The organism is Streptomyces sp. SID12501, from assembly GCF_010550245.1.
Classification (GTDB): domain Bacteria; phylum Actinomycetota; class Actinomycetes; order Streptomycetales; family Streptomycetaceae; genus Streptomyces.
In genome coordinates this window covers 143,739-160,608 of the sequence record NZ_JAAGLU010000013.1, presented here as the reverse complement: position 1 = coordinate 160,608, position 16,870 = coordinate 143,739, and the positions used below count along the sequence as shown (strand labels likewise).

Annotated in this window: 24 protein-coding genes; 18 read left to right on the top strand and 6 right to left on the bottom strand. The window is 66.1% G+C overall.

The window, feature by feature from the left end:
• The first annotated feature begins 7 nt into the window (after positions 1–7).
• The 7 genes from G3I71_RS17725 to G3I71_RS17700 all read left to right on the top strand — a co-directional run bounded on the left by G3I71_RS17725 (position 8) and on the right by G3I71_RS17700 (position 5,300).
• Positions 8–898: a DUF5936 domain-containing protein gene (locus tag G3I71_RS17725; protein ID WP_164315749.1), complete on the top strand. Its 891-nt coding sequence runs from the start codon at positions 8–10 to the stop codon at positions 896–898.
• Positions 899–912: 14 nt separating this feature from the next.
• The gene (locus G3I71_RS17720; RefSeq protein ID WP_164315748.1) at positions 913–2,364 is read left to right on the top strand and encodes a sensor histidine kinase; all 1,452 of its coding nucleotides are present in this window, start codon (positions 913–915) and stop codon (positions 2,362–2,364) included.
• On the top strand, positions 2,351–3,148 hold the full coding sequence (locus G3I71_RS17715) for a response regulator transcription factor (RefSeq protein ID WP_164315747.1): 798 nt from the start codon (positions 2,351–2,353) through the stop codon (positions 3,146–3,148). Before G3I71_RS17720 ends, G3I71_RS17715 begins: the two co-directional genes overlap by 14 nt.
• Positions 3,149–3,334: 186 nt before the next feature.
• Positions 3,335–3,457, top strand: a complete 123-nt coding sequence (locus G3I71_RS52280) for a hypothetical protein (protein ID WP_275409224.1) — start codon at positions 3,335–3,337, stop codon at positions 3,455–3,457.
• A complete protein-coding gene (locus G3I71_RS17710; RefSeq protein ID WP_275409222.1) occupies positions 3,454–4,062 on the top strand; it encodes a pilus assembly protein TadG-related protein in 609 nt (202 codons plus the stop codon). Before G3I71_RS52280 ends, G3I71_RS17710 begins: the two co-directional genes overlap by 4 nt.
• A gap of 15 nt (positions 4,063–4,077) precedes the next feature.
• Positions 4,078–4,674, top strand: a complete 597-nt coding sequence (locus tag G3I71_RS17705; protein ID WP_164315746.1) for a hypothetical protein — start codon at positions 4,078–4,080, stop codon at positions 4,672–4,674.
• 2 nt (positions 4,675–4,676) lie between these two features.
• A complete protein-coding gene (locus G3I71_RS17700; RefSeq protein ID WP_164315745.1) occupies positions 4,677–5,300 on the top strand; it encodes an OmpA family protein in 624 nt (207 codons plus the stop codon).
• 257 nt (positions 5,301–5,557) lie between these two features.
• Here G3I71_RS17700 and G3I71_RS17695 read toward each other — a convergent pair whose 3' ends face one another.
• Positions 5,558–5,749, bottom strand: a complete 192-nt coding sequence (locus tag G3I71_RS17695; protein ID WP_164315744.1) for a hypothetical protein — start codon at positions 5,747–5,749, stop codon at positions 5,558–5,560.
• A 10-nt stretch (positions 5,750–5,759) separates the two neighbouring features.
• Positions 5,760–6,620, bottom strand: a complete 861-nt coding sequence (locus tag G3I71_RS17690) for a helix-turn-helix transcriptional regulator (RefSeq protein WP_164315743.1) — start codon at positions 6,618–6,620, stop codon at positions 5,760–5,762.
• A gap of 289 nt (positions 6,621–6,909) precedes the next feature.
• On the opposite strand from G3I71_RS17690, the gene G3I71_RS17685 reads away from it, so the two are divergent.
• The 9 genes from G3I71_RS17685 (at position 6,910) to G3I71_RS17645 (ending at position 13,250) form a co-directional block, all read left to right on the top strand.
• On the top strand, positions 6,910–7,425 hold the full coding sequence (locus G3I71_RS17685) for an ATP-binding protein (RefSeq protein ID WP_164315742.1): 516 nt from the start codon (positions 6,910–6,912) through the stop codon (positions 7,423–7,425).
• A gap of 52 nt (positions 7,426–7,477) precedes the next feature.
• A complete protein-coding gene (locus G3I71_RS17680; protein ID WP_164315741.1) occupies positions 7,478–7,852 on the top strand; it encodes a type II toxin-antitoxin system RelE/ParE family toxin in 375 nt (124 codons plus the stop codon).
• Positions 7,846–8,187, top strand: a complete 342-nt coding sequence (locus tag G3I71_RS17675) for a helix-turn-helix domain-containing protein (RefSeq protein WP_203730613.1) — start codon at positions 7,846–7,848, stop codon at positions 8,185–8,187. Before G3I71_RS17680 ends, G3I71_RS17675 begins: the two co-directional genes overlap by 7 nt.
• Positions 8,188–8,462: 275 nt before the next feature.
• The gene (locus tag G3I71_RS17670) at positions 8,463–9,119 is read left to right on the top strand and encodes a hypothetical protein (protein WP_343242989.1); all 657 of its coding nucleotides are present in this window, start codon (positions 8,463–8,465) and stop codon (positions 9,117–9,119) included.
• Positions 9,107–10,156 carry a hypothetical protein gene (locus G3I71_RS17665; RefSeq protein WP_203730611.1) on the top strand — a complete coding sequence of 350 codons (1,050 nt, stop codon included), beginning with the start codon at positions 9,107–9,109 and terminating at the stop codon, positions 10,154–10,156. The genes G3I71_RS17670 and G3I71_RS17665 overlap by 13 nt, the downstream gene beginning before the upstream one ends.
• A gap of 47 nt (positions 10,157–10,203) precedes the next feature.
• Positions 10,204–10,521 carry a hypothetical protein gene (locus G3I71_RS17660; protein ID WP_164315740.1) on the top strand — a complete coding sequence of 106 codons (318 nt, stop codon included), beginning with the start codon at positions 10,204–10,206 and terminating at the stop codon, positions 10,519–10,521.
• Positions 10,518–11,861, top strand: a complete 1,344-nt coding sequence (locus G3I71_RS17655) for a putative T7SS-secreted protein (RefSeq protein ID WP_164315739.1) — start codon at positions 10,518–10,520, stop codon at positions 11,859–11,861. The genes G3I71_RS17660 and G3I71_RS17655 overlap by 4 nt, the downstream gene beginning before the upstream one ends.
• Positions 11,862–11,885: 24 nt before the next feature.
• Positions 11,886–12,551 (top strand): DUF1129 domain-containing protein, encoded by a 666-nt coding sequence (locus G3I71_RS17650; protein WP_164315738.1) that lies wholly within the window; start codon positions 11,886–11,888, stop codon positions 12,549–12,551.
• 39 nt (positions 12,552–12,590) lie between these two features.
• Complete coding sequence (locus tag G3I71_RS17645; RefSeq protein WP_164315737.1) at positions 12,591–13,250, top strand: hypothetical protein; 660 nt, start codon at positions 12,591–12,593, stop codon at positions 13,248–13,250.
• Positions 13,251–13,491: 241 nt separating this feature from the next.
• On the opposite strand, the gene G3I71_RS17640 is transcribed toward G3I71_RS17645, so the two are convergent.
• Genes G3I71_RS17640 through G3I71_RS17630 form a run of 4 tightly spaced genes read right to left on the bottom strand, consistent with a single transcriptional unit; the run spans position 13,492 to position 15,102 of the window.
• Positions 13,492–14,145, bottom strand: coding sequence for a DUF6082 family protein (locus tag G3I71_RS17640; RefSeq protein ID WP_164315736.1), 654 nt, complete (start codon positions 14,143–14,145; stop codon positions 13,492–13,494).
• On the bottom strand, positions 14,135–14,365 hold the full coding sequence (locus tag G3I71_RS52925; protein ID WP_369335570.1) for a DUF6879 family protein: 231 nt from the start codon (positions 14,363–14,365) through the stop codon (positions 14,135–14,137). Before G3I71_RS52925 ends, G3I71_RS17640 begins: the two co-directional genes overlap by 11 nt.
• On the bottom strand, positions 14,301–14,828 hold the full coding sequence (locus G3I71_RS17635; RefSeq protein WP_164315735.1) for a DUF6879 family protein: 528 nt from the start codon (positions 14,826–14,828) through the stop codon (positions 14,301–14,303). Before G3I71_RS17635 ends, G3I71_RS52925 begins: the two co-directional genes overlap by 65 nt.
• Positions 14,821–15,102: a hypothetical protein gene (locus tag G3I71_RS17630; RefSeq protein WP_164315734.1), complete on the bottom strand. Its 282-nt coding sequence runs from the start codon at positions 15,100–15,102 to the stop codon at positions 14,821–14,823. The genes G3I71_RS17635 and G3I71_RS17630 overlap by 8 nt, the downstream gene beginning before the upstream one ends.
• Positions 15,103–15,262: 160 nt before the next feature.
• On the opposite strand from G3I71_RS17630, the gene G3I71_RS17625 reads away from it, so the two are divergent.
• Both G3I71_RS17625 and G3I71_RS17620 read left to right on the top strand, forming a co-directional pair.
• Entirely contained in the window at positions 15,263–15,844 is a 582-nt protein-coding gene (locus G3I71_RS17625; protein WP_164315733.1) for a dihydrofolate reductase family protein, read from the top strand.
• A gap of 74 nt (positions 15,845–15,918) precedes the next feature.
• Positions 15,919–16,803 (top strand): LLM class flavin-dependent oxidoreductase, encoded by an 885-nt coding sequence (locus tag G3I71_RS17620; protein WP_164315732.1) that lies wholly within the window; start codon positions 15,919–15,921, stop codon positions 16,801–16,803.
• Positions 16,804–16,870 lie beyond the last annotated feature (67 nt).

Here is a 16,870-nt window from a genome sequence, read left to right as displayed (position 1 = left end):
TGATCGGATGCTGCCGCTGCTACTGGCCTTGGTGATGGCGATCGCCGTCGCGGGCGCCCTGCTGGGCATCCGCATGATCCGGGCCGACGCCAAACTCCCCTCCGACCTGCTCCTCGCCCTGGAGGTGGGCGGCACCCGGGTCTCGAAGGCCGACTCGGCGGTGGACCGCATGGGCATGCGCTTCGCGCCCCTCGTCCTCCGCCTGATGGGCCCCCGCCGGGTCGACGCGAAACGCCTGCGCATCGACATGGCGGGCAACCCCGGCGGCCTGACCATCACCCGCTACGCGGCCCGCCTGGCGGTCTACCTCACCTTCGGCATCCTCCTCGGCCTGATCTTCCTCAGCAACGGCCAACTGGTCCTCGCGGTCATCACGTTCGCCTTCGGAGTGACGGCGGCGGACGCGGCGATCTGGCAGGCGGTACGTGAACGCAAGGACGTCATCGACCGCACACTCCCCGACTTCCTGGACGTGCTCGCGGTCGTGGTCTCGGCGGGCCTCGGCTTCCGCCAGGCACTGGACCGGGTCGCGGAGAAGTACGAGGGCCCCTGGGCGGACGAACTCCGCATCACACTCCGCCAGATGGACATGGGCGTCAGCCGCCGCCAGGCCTTCGACCAGCTCCGCAAGCGCAACTCCAGCGAGCAGGTGGCCCAGTTCGTCTCGGCGCTCCAGCAGGGCGAGGAACTCGGCTCCCCGATCGCCGAGACCCTGATCCAGATCGCCGCGGACATGCGACGCACCGACGCCCAGGAATCCCGCCGCCGCGCCGCGAAGACGATCCCCAAGGCAACCCTCGTAACCCTGGTGTTCATGCTCCCGGCAACGATGATCCTCATCGCGACGGGCATGTTCCTCGGCTCGGGTACGAACTTCGGCTCGATTCTGGGACGTTGAGGGCGGTGCGGCCGATGAAAGCCAAAGCCACAAAGGCAGGGCGAACCGAGGGACGACAGGGCAGGGCCCGGATTCGGGCCCGGGGCCGGGGCCGGGGCTACAACCCGACCGCCGGCTACCTGGCCGACGACGCCCCGGCCCCCGCGACCATCCGCCTCCAGCTGAACGCCCTACAGGCCCTGTGCCGCCAGGCGTTCGCGGTACGCATGACGATGCTGGCCCTCGGCACCCCCTTCGCGATGACCAACACCGCCGAAGGGCCCCCGCGTTACACGGTCCTGGCGGCGGCGGTCCTGGGCATCACCGCCTCGTACGCCATGTACCGCGACTGGGACCGCCTGGCTCCCCGCCTCCTGGCCCACCCCACCCTCATGGCAGCGGACCTGACGTTTGCGGCGATACTCCTCCTCACCGCGTCCCCCGCCTCCCCCCTCGCCTATGCCACGGTGTGCACCCCGCTCCTCGCCGGCCTCCTGTACGGCTGGCGCGGCTCGGGCGTCTTCACGGGCTTCCAACTGGTGGTACTCCTCACGGTCTACCGGGCCTGGGAACACCGCCCTGGAACAGGCACCAGCACCCTCCTCATAGCGGGCTTCTGCGTCGGCGCCGGCATTATCGGCGTCACGTTGCGTAACCTGATGTTCCGCTTCGGTACGGCGAGCGAGGCACTGGCGGAGGCGAACTCCCGGCTGGCGGTGGCCGAGGCGGTGGAGTCGGAACGGGCGCGCCTGGCACGGGAGATGCACGACTCGGTCACGAAGACCCTGCACGGACTGGCTCTGGCGGCGGAGGCGCTGGCTGCGACCTCGGCGGATGACGCGGACCCGGACGTGGTGCGGCGCCAGGCAACCCTGGTCGCCTCGGCGGCCCGCCGAGCGGCGGCAGAGTCCCGCGACCTCCTGACAGACCTGCGCCACCACACGGACCTGACGTCCCCGGACGTAGACCTGATCGCGGAACTGACACGGAGGGCGACGGAGTTCGAGCGGAGCACAGGAATCCGTACGAGCCTGGAGACGCCCGAGACATCCGAGACATCCGAGACGTCCGAGACGTCCGAGACGCCCTCAGGGATGACCGCCGCAGTTGTGCCGCACAGGACGGCACACCACCTCCTGGCGATCGTGTCGGAGGCACTGGAGAACACGCGCAGGCACGCGAACGCGACGAGGGTGACGCTGGAGGCGACCGCATCGGCATCGGGGGAGTGCGTGACCCTCCGTATCCGGGACGACGGGGTGGGCCTCCCCGGCCCCCTGAACATCGAAGAGACAGCCAGATCAGGCCACTTCGGCATGCTGGGCATGGTGGAACGGGCGAGATCGCTGGGGGCGGTGATGCACGTGGGCCGAGGCGAGAAGGGCGGCACGGAGATCCGCGTGGACATGCTGCCACCCGGCCTCGACCACATACCCCGGCCCCGTTCCCGTCCCCGGAAGGAGGCCGCATCCCATGTCCACAGGTGAACGGCGGCCGGACCCGCTGAGGGTGCTGGTGGCGGACGACAACCCGGTAGTGCGGGCGGGCCTGGCGGCGCTACTGGGCGGCCACCCGGACATCGAGGTGGTCGCGGAGGCGTCGAACGGCACCGAGGCGGTATCGGCGGCGGAGCGAGTGCACCCTGACGTGGTCCTGCTGGACGTACGCATGCCCGGCACGGACGGCCTCACGGCGCTCCCCCAACTGGCGCTACTGGCCCCGGTGATGATGCTGACGTACAGCAGCGAGCCGGAGGTGGTGAGGCAGGCGCTGCACAGGGGCGCGTCGGGCTACCTGGTCCACGGAGGCTTCACGACGGAGGAGTTGACGCAGGCGGTACGGGCGGTGGGACGGGGGGCACGGAGGGTACGGGGTGTGACGCAGACGTCAAAGACGCCGCATGCCTCTGCGCCGAGTGTTCCGGATGTCGCGGATTCGCTCGGTGTTTCCTACGAACCGAACGAAAACTCTTCGCATCTGCAACCAGTTATGGCACTCTTGCGGCAGACTCCGAAGAGTCGACTCGGCCATGCGACGACACTCGCCGCCCGTGACCGCGACCAACCGGACTTCGGGCTGAGTTCAAGGGAGGTGGAGGTCATGGATCTCATCGCGGCCGGTGTGAACAACCGACAGATCGCCGCCACCTGCTTCATCAGTGAGAAGACCGTCAAGAACCACATCAACCGCATCTTCGCAAAGCTGCACAGTACGACACGGAGCGAAGCGATCGCCCGCTGGCTGGGTACGGCTCGGGAGGGATGGGAGTGATGGGGTGCGCTGTGGGGGGAAGTTGGGCCCACGGGCCCACGCGGAGTAGAGGGTCTCTCACGTACGGTGGCCGGGTCGGTAGTGGCGTTCGGCGGAAGGGCAGGCGCAGTGGACAGGTTCAACAGGTGGACGTGGACTGTGGTCTCTCGGATGCAGGGCAGGCAGCGGGACAGGGGAGCCGGGTTCGTGGAGTATGCGGGCCTGATGATCATCATTGCCGGGATCTTCACGCTGATCGACGGTCTCGGACTGGACGGCATGATTTCGGGGGCGATTCGGGACGCGGTCAACGACGTCATCGGCGGCTGATCACCGCTCGACTTCTGAGTGACCGTGGGCAGACCCTGCCGATCTACATCTGGCTGACGGGGATTCTGCTCTTCGCCGCCGTCGCATTCTTCGTCTTCGCCCAAGCAGCGTCCGTCCGCAACGGAGCCCAGTCCGCGGCGGACGCTGCTGCGTTGGCGGCGGCCCAGGACGCCCGGGACGAGTTGGTGGAAACCCTGGCGGGCGCGATCGGACAGGGCGACGACTGGCTCGATTGGCTGAACGGCCAGGATCCACCAGGTGCCGGGGCAACGGCGGCAGCACAGACGCTCGCCTCGGAGAACGGCTCAACTGTCCAGGGCGACGCCGAACCTGTGGTCAGGAATGGCTACCCCGGGTTTCGGGTCGCCGTGGAGACGAACAATACGGTCGGCGCCTCGATCATTCCGGGTACGGAGGGTATGCACGCCAAGGCCCATGCCGTAGCCGTCATCCAGCCGCGTTGTGACTTCGACCCCGACGCGGATCCCACGCTGCCGATCGAGTTGAACTGCGACGGCCAGATCGTGAACATCGACCCCGTAGATTTCGATCCGGACGACTTCCCCGACGCGTCCGTGCTGTTCTCTGTGCATCTGGCCGAGTGAGAGGAAGTCGTACCGATGAAGTTTCGGCACACCATGAAGAGCCGTAGGGCAGTGACCGCGGTGGCGATCGCGACCGGGTTGCTCATCACGGTGGCCGGCTGCGGGGGAGGAGACGACGGCAAGACGGACAAGGACGCCTCTTCATCCGCACCGAGCAAAACCGAGGGTGGGGGAGACGAGGAGACGAAGACCCCGGCACCGGCGGCCGAGCCCGCGTTGGCGGAAGTGAAGAACGGCGACATCACACTCACCGTCACCTCTGCCGTTCGTGATCAGGGTGGCTTCGTGACGGTGAACGGCACGGTCACCAACAGCGGTGGCGAGTTCTGGATTGCGGCGGACTGGCGTGGTGACGAACGGGAGTTGAGCAAGAACGGCTCCTCCCTCGCCGGAGCGGCTCTGGTCGACAGCAAGGCCAAGAAGAAGTACCTCGTTCTCCGGGACACCGATGGGCGCTGCCTGTGCACGAAGTTCGAGGGCGGAGGCGTGGACGGAGGACAGACGGCCGACTGGTTCGCCCAGTTCCCCGCTCCCCCGGAGGATTCCACTCAGGTGAACTTCCAAGTCGGCACGATGCCCCCGGCATCGATCGAAATCTCCGAGGGCGAGTGACCATGGCCGTCACCAACCGCTCCACCTCGACCGTACTCACGGCCTTGGTGGTACTCGCCACCCTTTCCCTGGCGGGTCCACCCGCCGCTGCGGACGACGACGATCCCAGCGCACCCCCGGGCTCGGTCACGACCTCCCCACCTCCAGAAGTGGATGCGAACAGCCCCGGCCTGAAACTGGCCGACGGCGCAACCCTCGCCGCGGCCAAGGTCCTCGACATCAAGTCGGTCGTGGAAGACATGGGTGGCGAGGAACGCCGAGTGGACACGAACGAGACCGTGACGTTCGCGCTCCAGGCGGAGGTCCTGTTCCCGAAGGACAGCTCGAAGCTGAACCCGGCGGCCCGCTCCCGTATCCAGGCGATCGCAGACGAGATCAAGGCCCAGAAGGCCACGAACGTCAGGGTCTTCGGCTTCACCGACAATCTCGGCTCGTACGCCCACGGCCTGACCCTCTCCAAGAACCGTGCGGAGATGGTCCACGACGAACTGGCCACCGGCCTGGGCGCAGACGTCACCTTCCAGGTGCGCGGCTACAGCGAGGACTACCCGATCGCCGACAACAGCTCGGAACAGGGCCGGCGCAAAAACCGGCGCGTGGAGGTGACGTTCCAGAAGGGGGAGTGAGGCCGGATCTGCGTCTCAACCTCACGGAAGAGATCCTCATACGCCTGGCTGGGGCTTCGCGGAGGTCGAGCCGACCTCTGTGTCCTTACCCTCAAGCAGCTCCTCCAGGGCATCACATCGCAACTGCCGAGCCACGGCGGCGTTAACGTACGCCGCGAAGCCGCGCGGACCGACGCGGGCTTTGACTGCGGAGACGAGACCACTGGGCATGGTCACGCGCACCCTGCGCGCCGGAATCGGGTCATCGCCGCAAGACGTCATACCAGGTGGTCAGCCTTTCCGGCCTTGATGTCCCGGACCAGCGCGAGGAGGGCTTCGCGGCTGTCCGTCAGATAGCGCTCTTCCTGTCCGGCGACAGCTATGTACGCGTTGCCGTCGTCGTCGGTACCGAGACGGAAGCAGTTGTTGCCTTCCCCGCAGAAGGGCTCTTCCCAGTGGATGCCGGTCACGATCTCTCCCCTAAAGTTCGCGGGCAATTTGGTGGATGAGGTCACGCGAGGCCACCGCTGGCAGCGCCGCGTCGTCCATCCAGTCGAGGTGGACACGGTACTTGCTGAGCTGCGCTTCGGCGTGGGTGAATTCGGGCCCGTGTGCGGAGTCGAGCTGCACGGTGTCGAGTTGAGCTGTTACCCCGTCTGCGTACAAAAGGGCATGTCCCGCTCCGGGGAATCCGCCAATGCCGAACGGAACGATTCGTACATCGACGTTCTTGCACTCGGACCGCGCGCACAGCTGCTTCAGCTGCTCGCGGGTTACTCCAGTGGCACCGAAGGGCATACGCAGAGCGGCTTCATGGACGTAAGCGACATACGGCAGGGTCACAGAACGCTCGAAGACCTGTTGCCGCTCCATGCGGTGGGCGACGCGCAACTCGATCTGCAGCCTGGTCAGAGGAGGTAGGACCGCGGCGAAAACTGCTCGGGCGTACTCCTCGGTCTGGAGTAGCCCAGGTACGTGCATGACCTGGACGGTACGAACACGGGTGGCGAACCACTCCAGCTCCGCGATGTCCAGCAGACCGGCAGGCAAGCTGCCTCGGTGCTTTTCCCACCATCCGCGTTCCTTGCTGCCGACCATGTCGGCCATGGCTGAGAGCGCGTCGATGTAACGGGTCTCCGTGCAGGCGTAGTTGCAGGCGAGTGTGCGGACTCGGTCGGCTGAGAAAGGCCGGATCCCGGACTCCATGTTGGACAGCCTGGTTCGGTCGATTCCGAGCAGCCCTGCTGCGTACTCGGTCGTACATCCGGCCGCGAGACGCATTTTGCGCATCTCGGCGCCGAGCCGTTTCTGCCGCTCTGTAGGCGTGGTCCTGGTCGACATGCCATCCCTTCTGACCCTGGATGGCTCACAGTCTGCCCACCGAGCTTCTCCTGGTCCACTCGGTAGGGGGTAATTATCTCTGAATGTGTGGACACTGTGACTCCATAGGATCTACCTTCGGTGACGTAGCGGCTACTTACCGCACTGTCGGAAGTGCATCGCGCGAGCCTGCCCGCATCTCCTTCCCTGGGAGGGGTGGGTCCGCGTCAGGGAGACAGGCCGCCGGCTGTACGCATCCGAACGCGCGTCGAATCGCCTTCGAACGCGCCACTCGCGCAATGGAGTTGTCATGACCGCACTTGCCCCCGCGACCGCCTGCCCACTGTCCATTGACCCCCTGCCCATCTCGCCACCCGGGCCGGAGAAACTCGCATACAGCCTCACCCTGGCCGCCGCGCCGACGAGTGCGGCGATCGCGAGGGCGGCTGCTCGCACCGTGCTGCACATGCACGGTCTGCACGACGCGACCGACGCAGCGGTTCAGGTCGTGAGCGAACTGACGTCCTGCGCGTGCCGTTTCACGACCGCTGACGACATCTATGTATCGCTCCGCTATCGCGACGGAGCGCTGCGCGTGATCCTCTACGACGCCCATCCCAGGCACAGCCACCCCCGCCTGTCGGCGGCCTGCGACGCCAGGCGCCGCGCGACCCTGCGCGTACTGGCCTGCGTCGTCCGAGCCTGCCAGGGCGACTGGGGCTTCGACGCCGCCCGGGAACCGGGTGGCGGTACGCGCTTGTGGGCGGTGTTGCCGAGGTCGGGGGCGCGGGCGTATGGCGTGTCAGGGGAGTGTACGAATGGGTGAAGCGGGGCGAGATGCGGCAATGCCGACGCAATGTGATGCCTACGTTCGGGGTGTGACCGCACTCTTTTCGATCGAACTGGAACCAGAAGTCAGGGTCTGGCTTGAGACGCTCTCTCCCCGTCATTTTCGGCAAGCTGAGGAGAAGGCGGAACTGCTGGCGTTATCGCCGACCACGCTCGGTGAGCCGCAGTCACGTAGTCTGGGCGAGGGTGTGCGCGAGTTGCGCTTCATCCTGGACGGAAACTCGGTCCGGGTGACGTACTGGCTGGCACCCGGCCGACGCATCGTCCTGCTCACGGTCTTCAGGAAGACCAGGATGCGGGAGGAAGCGGAGGTCAAGCGTGCCAAGCAGGCAAAGCTACTGTGCGAGGCGGAACACGGTCCCGCGCACGAGGAGTTCACTCGCGACTTCCGGGAGGAATGGTGAATCACACCCGCTGGAGGCTGGCTCAGGAGCGGCGCGTTGTTGAGGGGTATACAGAGCCCCCGGAGGTCGTCGCCGAGCGTGAGGAAATCCGGTTGGCGCTTGTCCTGGGACAACTGGTGTACGACCGGCGCACATCCCTGGGCCTGTCTCAGCCGGCGCTGGGTGAGCGCCTCGGAATGACGGCCGACGCGGTGGATGCTCTGGAGGTCGGCGGCATGCTGCCAGTCACTGCTGACCTTCTGGTCCGTCTGGCAGGCGCGCTGGACGTCACAGTGGATCTGCACGTAGTGGCCGACGGTGGCAACACTGTGGCTTTCGGCGAGCGCGCGGCGTAAGCCCACGCCCGGCTGACCGCAGAGGAGCTGGCACGCCGTCGCTCTGGGGTTCACCCTGTAGCCCTTTGCGATTCAGCATTGAAACGGCCTGCTCGCCGTAGCGTGCGGCGAGCAGGCAGATGCGTTATGTAACTGTTATGGGGCAAGTGTCGTCATATCTGGGTGGTTTGATCTCGTACGCCCCAGTGGTTGACAGGTTTCGACCTGGTGTCACCACGTGGCGACGGATAGCGTTGTTTCACTCAAGAGAAGCCTCGCCCCACCGGGAGCCGACTGTGAACCGCCGCCCCACACTGCTCGCAGCGATGGCGCTGACTGCCGCTGCTGTGCTGTCGCTGTCCGCATGCGGAAGCGATGACAGTTCCGCCGGCAACGACAAGATCGCTGGAGCCGACACAGGGGACACCGGGAGCGAGGCTTCGGCGTCGCCGTCGCCGACCGGTTCAGTGCAGCGCCCGAAGGTCACGTTGCCCAGCGATGTCACCGATGTTTTCGAGGGCTGGGAAACCGGCGACGCCGCCAAGGACGCCGTGCTTGCGGACGCTTCGCGACGCATTGATGCGCTGGCCTACGCCATCACACAGGGCAATGCTGACGAACCGGTGCTGGCCTACTACTACAAGGGTGCCGCCCTGGTAGGAGCCTCCCAGTGGGTCAAGGAGTTCGTGGATGCCAAGAAATCCATGACGGGTGAGACTCGCTTCTTCAAGCCAAGCGTTGACGTCTATGCGGAGGGCAAGGCCACCCTCACCTACTGCTCGTTCGAGGGCAAGGCATTCGTCAAGGACAAGGCGACCGGCGAGGCAGCGAAGACCTCGGTCACTGACAAGTCGTACCTCCTCTACTCCACCCGCCTGGAGAAGAGCGACAAGGGTGTATGGCAGACCGCTGTGCTCAACTCCGAGAGGGCGAACAGCACATGCACGCCGTAACGACCAGTCGCACGCGGCTTGTCCTGGCGGGTGTTGTGGCCGCCTGTGTGTTGTTCTCCTCTACCGCCTACGCCGACGTGGACCTCGGTAGCGGCAATGAAGGGGCCAGCGTGAAACAGGAGGGTTCGAGCAAGGGCTACACGCTCGCATCCCGGATCACCTTCAGCGGTTCCGCCAAGGGGAACAGCGGATCGTCCGGTGCGCTCGCGGCGGTGGGTAACTGGACCCCGCCGGCTTGCTGGTACGAGCCGCGCTCCGCTGAGGAGTTTTCGAAGCAGGTCGAGGACGAGTACAACACGACGATGAACACGCCCGGCCAAGCCAATTACGCCAAGGCATCCGTCGGGCAGTTCCGGAACGATTACAAAGACGGAAAGTACAAGAACTACAACCTTGACCAGAAGGACAAAGGTAGTTGGTGGGTCGCCGTCCGCGATCAGGACCGTTGGATGGAGCCTGAGGCCCAGCGTTGCGATCAGCCGCCCTTCTGGGCCGAGAACGGCGACACTCCGCCCGTCGAGAATGCGGTGACCCCTCAGGTCCTCGCTGAACTCGCATACAACCGGATCCAGTTGCCGACCACCAACGTAACCCTGGCCCCTGCTGATACGACCAAGGTCAACCTCCCTACCTGGGCTTGGCTGGACAAGTCGATGTTCAAGGAAGTCTCAGTGACCGCCGCGCTCAACGTGGGCGCACTGAACATCCAGGCCACCACCACGGCGAAGCCCGTCTCCCTCAAGCTTGAGCCGGGTACGGCCGACGCCGAGACCTACCCAGCTACTGGCGACTGCACGTTCGGCAACGACGGCTCGATCGGCGAGCCGTACGTCACGGGCAAAGCCGGCCGCACCCCGCCCTGCGGTGTCAAGTACCTCCGCTCCTCCGGCGACGGCGCGTTCAAGCTCCAGGTAACCGTCACTTGGGATATCACCTGGACGGGAACGGGCAACCCCACCCCGACAAGACTCCCTGATGGAACCTTCGGTAACGACCAGGACGTCATCGTTCAGGAAATCCAAGCCATCAACCGCTGAGAGTGATCGCGGGCCTAAGGGCGCGAACTGGGAAAGGTGCAGGACGGATGGCGGAGCGACTGGCGGTCGACGGTGGTGAACTCGCGCACTTCATGAAGTTGTTGAAGAAATCAAGCGACTCGTTGGAAGGTCTACACAAGGCCCTGAGTGACGTAACTGTCACCGGTCTCGGCACGGATGATTTGGACTCTGCATGCGAGGATTTCCAGGATGACTGGAAGTATGGAACGGAGGAGATCGGTAAGCAGACCGAGGACCTTGCCAAGATCATCGGTCAGAGCAAGGACAGCTACGAAGAGGTCGACACGGCATTGGAAAAGGCTTTGCAGGAAGCCAGGAGTGGCAAGTCGGGGGGTAAAAAGTGACGGCAGTACCGGGTATCGAGCCATCCCCCTATGCCACCTCGGAAGCTGCTCGGAATGGGAACTTGCCCCAGGGGCTCAAGTCCTCCCCGTCCATTCCGAACCCTGACTATCCACATCTCGGATTCAATCCGACTCCGGGTGACACTGGCACGGTCCGTGACCTCTACAAGAAGCTTGCCAACTGCGCCAAGGTCCTGGAAGAGACGCATGGGCTTGTCACCAAGCTCATGGACGGCAGCTACTGGAAGGGCGACGCTGCCGTCGCCTTCCGCGAGCAGCTTGATGGCGGCCCCCTCCCGCTGAACCTGAAGAACGCCGCACACTCCATTCGCAAAGCCGCTCGGCAACTCGACAGCTGGGAGGGGGAACTCGACGATTTCCAGCGCCGGGCGAAGAAGTTGGAGCAGGACGCCAAGGACGCGCAGGACGTCGTAGACAGGGCGAAGGGGCACGCCGACAAGGCGAAGGACGACCCCGACCTCGACGGCAAGGGCAGCCGTCACGACGAGGCGAAGAAGAGCCTGACCAGTGCGAACACCGCGGTGGAAGAAGCCCGGGCCGAGCTGGACAAGGTCATCGGTAAAGCGAAGGCGCTGGCCGAGGAACATGAGGAGAAGGCCCGGTACCACGCCGGCAAGATCCGCGACGCGACGAAGAAGCTGGCGCCGCACGAACCAGGGTGGCTTGAGGACTTCGGCGAGTGGTTCGCCGAGAACCTGCCTGACATCCTGAGCTTCACTGCGGGCGTCATCGGCCTGATCGCTCTGTTCGTGGCTACGGGTGGCGTGGCCGCAGCCGTCCTGCTGCTCGCGGCAGCCGCGTTGAGCGCGACTGCGCTCACCATGCGGCTGGCCGACTCCGATGTGCTCGCCTCCCTCAAAGACGGCTTCACCAAGGGGGAGTTCGACTCCGACTTCTGGGGCAACGTCGTCAGTCTTGGCGGCGACGTCTTGGGGATGATTCCAGGTGTGGGAGCTGTGGGGATGGGTGCCCGCGGAGCGGTGAACGCCCTGCGAGCCGGCGAGGAGACGGTCACTCTAGGGAGGGCCCTGACCGCGTTCGGGAGTGAAACGATGAGTCAGGCGAAGGCGATCTCGGGCCTCGGGAATCCCGCTCTGAACCTCGTGGTGCGTGGGGCACGTGACTCGGCAAGGGTCGGCGAGATCGTCGAGATCACCTCGGCTTCGGTCGGTGTCGGGACTGCTGGCATTGGCCTGGTGTCCAGTGCGGTGGATGAACTGGACAACGACGTGGTCGGGGACGGCAGCACAGGAATTGACGGTGTGCGGAGCGTCCTGGACGGCGGCGCGCTGATCGACCTCGCGCGGTACGCGTTCTGAACCGAAAGGTAAGAGAGAACTTACATGAACCCCACAGAACCCCCTGTCGCCTGGGATTACTCGCCGACCCGGCGCGCCTGGGCAAAGCAACTGGCGATGAATGTGGTCGCTCTCGTTGCCTGGATCGCGTCGTGGTTCGCTCTGCTGGCTGTCTTGTCTGTCTTCCTGGGACCTGGATATGCGGTCGTCGTCGCGCCATTCATCGTGTACAGCTTCTACCGAGCCTTCCTCCAGCTCTTCATCATTGCCGCCGTCTTCCGGATGAGGCGAGTCTTGCGCGTGTATCCATGGCAGCTGTCCCATCAGCCCCCACACGGCCTCGCCAACCGGACCGATGTCGTCGGCAAACAGTTCGGCTGGTTCGAGTTCCCGAACCCGGCCCGGCCGGAGGAGGGATTGCCCATGGTGTTCGCCCGGCACTGGGGTGTCGGCTGGTGGAGCCGACGTATGGCACCTCGTGCGACACCTGAACTCAAGGCCCAGATCGGCGCCGTATGGCTTGCCGGGGACCCCCGTTTCATCGGGGTGCTCGCCGCGCCTACGTCTGACGGGTCGACGCCGCGCCGCTTCCGCTTCCTTCATCAGCAGACGGGGTCGGACGGCGGGCGTCTTACCGTCGCCGAGTGGGGAGCTACTGCCGAGGACGTCGAACGCGGTCGCCGGGCCGGGATTGTTCCTGTCCGAACCTGAATCACCGACACCGACGAAGCCTTTGAAAGGCTTATGGAAATGACATATCGCGTCATCGTTGATGATTCGGCAAGTGATCCCAGCGCAGGCATCTGGTTCGCCGTCCCGGGAGGCTTCACCGAACTGCCGATTGACATTCTTCTTGCCGCACCCGCCTCTGTCGAGGCCGACCGGCTCCAGCAGGCGCTGGCGCCGTTGGTCGAGGCCATTCCTGACGGCGTCACCCGGCAGCAGTTCATCGCCCAATTGGCATCGGGGCAGCAGCTCCTGCGTGCCCTGCGGGAGGTGGGTACAGTCCACTGCGCCCTGGGCGTCCACCGTGACGACACGGCGGGAAACAATGGCGAAACCCTGCATTCCCTCTTTACGATTTCCTGGCGAGACATCGCTTGGTCCCCACGGGCGGTGAGTGCGGCACGGGCAGTGGCCACAGCGGACCAGCACTCCAACATTGAGTACTTGGACCTGCCCAGTGGTCCGGCGTCGATGGGCGAGACGCTGCGCACACCGACTCCCGAATCCGGCCTCCCCTCGACCCCAATGCTCCAGATCTACGCCTATCTCCCGCACCCGGACTGCAAACGCATGGCAATCCTGATGCTGAGCACGACGGCGATGGCGAGACGCGATCAGTACCGCGAAATCCTGCGGCAGATCGCGGAACTCACGAGCTTCGAATCTCCGTTGGTCGGAGCGTAGAAGGCGTAGAACTCAGGATGCCGGGTTGCTCATGCCCACGAGGAGCGGCTGCCCTGCCTCCGGGGGTGCATCCCGCAGGCTGCGTATGAGTGTCCGCGAGGCACCGGCAGCGATCAATGACCGTCCACGGCGTCGGCCTGCTCCGGGTCCGCTTGCCGCTGAGCCTTCGGAAGCAGACCGATGAAGTGACGCCCAGGCCTCTGGTGCAGGCCATCGCGGGTGAGTGAGAGGCCCACTCGGCTCACCCCCCGCGCCGTACCCCAACCGCCGCCGCATACCGCTCCTGCACCACCCCATGAAACCGCCGCCCCCGGCGGCTCCCCGAAGCAAGCCGTCGAGCTTCCCCGCTCGCCGCCCAGAACGCTCGCCCCGGTTCCGTGCCGAAGACGCTGTCGGCGCCCTGGCGCAGGTGTTCCTCGGGCAGGGTGCCCAGCTCGAACATCATCTCCCAGTGGGACAACACCAGGTTCAGGTAGAGGTGTTGGCGTCGGGCTGTCACGGACGCGTCGCCGTCGAGGCGGCCCCAGCAGGCCATCAGGTCAGGGTCCGTCATCGCCATGCGTATGAGTTCGGTGTGTGCGGTTCGTACCCCCTGCTCGCGGTTGGCCTTGCTCTCCTTGGCCTGGAGGAAGAGGGACGCCCCGACACCCGCGAGCGCGAGCCCCGCGATCAGTGCGGACGCGGCGCCGTACGCCTGAGCGATGTTGCTGACGCGCTGCCAGTCGCGGTCGGAGCGGGGGTCGCCCGGGCCGAAGGCTCGCAGGGCGAGGGGGGAGAGGAGGACGAGAGCCGTGGCGGAGATGAGGGCGAGGACGGTGAGCGAGATTCGTACTGTGGGGGACGACCACCGGATACGGCGTCGGCGCTGTACGCCCCGCGGAGTTTCATCGCTCATCGGCCGGCCTTCGGTCCGCGCGAGCGGTCAACAGAGGGGCGGTCACCCGATTGTGGAAGGTGAGCAGCTCCTCGCTCTCGGCGAGGAGCTGCCCGATTTCCTGGCGGCAGCTCTCGATCAGCTCTGGATCGGTGTGACGTACCGCGCCGTCGAGGTCACCTTCGAGCGTGTACCGCAGCTCGTACAGAGCGGTTGTCCCGAGGACGACCAGTTCCGGCATATTCGCTGGGGGGGGGGTGTTGCAGGCTGGACCGGCGGTCGGAGCCGGGCCGGTCATCGGCGGTAATACCAGCTGATGTGATGACGCCGATCTCCTCGCCCAGTTCCGCCCGCAGGCGCAGGATACTCATCTCCCACAGCACGTAGTCGGACGGCGGGAGTTCGACCAGTCGTACGCGGCGGAGTCGGCAGCCGCGGGCGGTCGCCTCCTCGTACTGGCGTGCCAGCGCGGGGCGTTCGGCCTCGGCGAGATGCGATGCCTTGGCCCAGTCGCCGGCCTGGGCCGCCTCCCACGGGGCGTATCCCGGCTCGCGGAACGTCTGCCGCACTTCCAGCTTGTCGACCTGGGTGCAGCGCGGGTACTCCTCCCTGAAGTTGATCAGATAGTCCGTGCGGGACAGCGGCGTTCCCGAAGCGCGGAGTTCCGCCAGGCGGGAGATCGACGGGAGCGGAGTGTCAGGCATCCGGGATGTCCCTCTTCGCCGACAGCAGGGTCTTGCGGGGAACGATCACCACGCGTTCGTCGTGTGCCACCGACACCCCGGCAGGGAGACGGTCGGCGTACGAGTCCGTCGCCTCTCGGCCTATGAACGCGAAGTCACCGTTTTCGAGTTCCCATATGTCCGGGCAGCTCTCTGTCGCACTCGTCAGCCCCAACTCCTGCGGTGACTGGCCCAGCCTGCGGCTGAAACCGGCGCCGAAGTCGGCTTCCCATGGGCGGCGTTCGTTTGATCCCATCTGTCTCATCTCCATCGATCCGTGAGGGTACGAGAGTTGATCTTGCGGGCCCCGCGACGCTAACAACGTGAAAGCGCGCGTGGCAACAGCGCCTTGGGCGGGGCTCGGTCAGTACCGTGAGCCCCAGTTGCCGCCCAGTAGTCGGTGAGGTGTGTGTGCCGTGCGGAAAATCGTGTTGATGATGTCCATCTCCCTCGACGGATACTTCGAGGGACCCAACCGCGAGATCGACTGGAGCTTGGTCGACGACGAGCTTCACCGTTACTTCAATGAGCGGGTCAAGAGCATGGGCGGCCTTCTCTCCGGGCGCGTGACCCATCAGCTCATGGCCGACTTCTGGCCCACCGCCGACACCGATCCTGGCCCCGAACTCACGGAAGTCATGGTCGAGTTCGCCGGTATCTGGCGGGACATTCCGAAGTACGTTTTCTCCCGGACCTTGGAGCACGCCGACTGGAACACGACCATCGTGCGGGAGGTCGTCCCGGAGGACATTCGGGCGCTCAAGGAGCAGCCCGGCGGGGATCTCGGGGTCGGCGGTGCCGAACTCGCCGCCGAGTTCATGCGGCACGACCTCATCGACGAGTTTCATCTGTGCGTCCATCCAGTGCTGATCGGACGCGGCAGGCCGCTCTTCATCGAGGCCGATCACCTCACCCGGCTCCGGCTCGCCGAATCACGCACCTTCGGCAACGGCGTCGTACTCCTGCGGTACGAGCGGGTCGGCAGCGACCGCCAGTGAGCGACGGCCAGTGAGCGACGGCCGGCACCAGTAATGGCGTTGTACCGCGCAGCCACGCTCGATAGGAATGCCCCATGACCACCCTCGGCGTCGTCTTCCGCCCCCAACTCCCGCCCGAGCGACTGCGCGCCCTCGCCCAACTCGCCGACGGCACCGGGCTCGAGGAACTGTGGCTCTGGGAGGACTGTTTCCGTGAAGGGGGGATCTCCGCCGCCGCGGCTGCCCTCGCCTGGACCGAGCGCGTCCGAGTCGGCGTCGGCCTGCTCCCCGTACCCCTCCGGAACGTCGCCCTCACCGCCATGGAGGCCGCGACCCTGCACCGTCTCTTCCCCGGGCGGGCCCTTTTCGGCCTCGGGCACGGTGTGCAGGACTGGATGGGGCAGGTCGGGGCGCGGGTCGAGTCGCCGCTCACCCTGCTGCGGGAGCAGCTGCTCGCGTTGCGCGCACTGCTCGACGGCGAACGGGTCACCGTCGACGGGCGGTACGTGAAGCTGGACGACGTCGGCCTCGACTGGCCGCCCGAGCCAGGGCAGCCGCTTCTCGCCGGGGCCACCGGGCCCCGTTCGCTGCGGTTGGCCGGTGAGGTCGCCGACGGGACCGTTCTCCATGGCGGTATCGCGCCCGACGGGGTGCGTCGGGCACGGCAACTGATCGAGGAGGGGCGAGTGGCCGCAGGCCGGACGGACGCGGCGGGGCACATCCACCGGGTCGTCGTCTATCTTCTCGCCGCCACCGGGGCCGACGCCGACGACCGGCTCCGCGCCGAACTGGCCGCCGAAGGAGTGGCATCCGTCCCCGATCTCGGCGTCGCCGGGGACGCCGGTGCCGTTGCCCACGCCGTGGGACGGCTCGTCGAGGCCGGTGCCGACACCGTCGTCCTTCAGCCGACCGGGGACGAGCCCGACCCCGAGGGCTTCGTACGGTTCGTCGCGGAGGACGTTCGGCCGCTCGTCCCCTGACCGACCCCGGTTCCCCTGGCCCGGCTAGCCTCTCCCCTCGATGTCAGTGCCTCCTGCCAGACTCCCC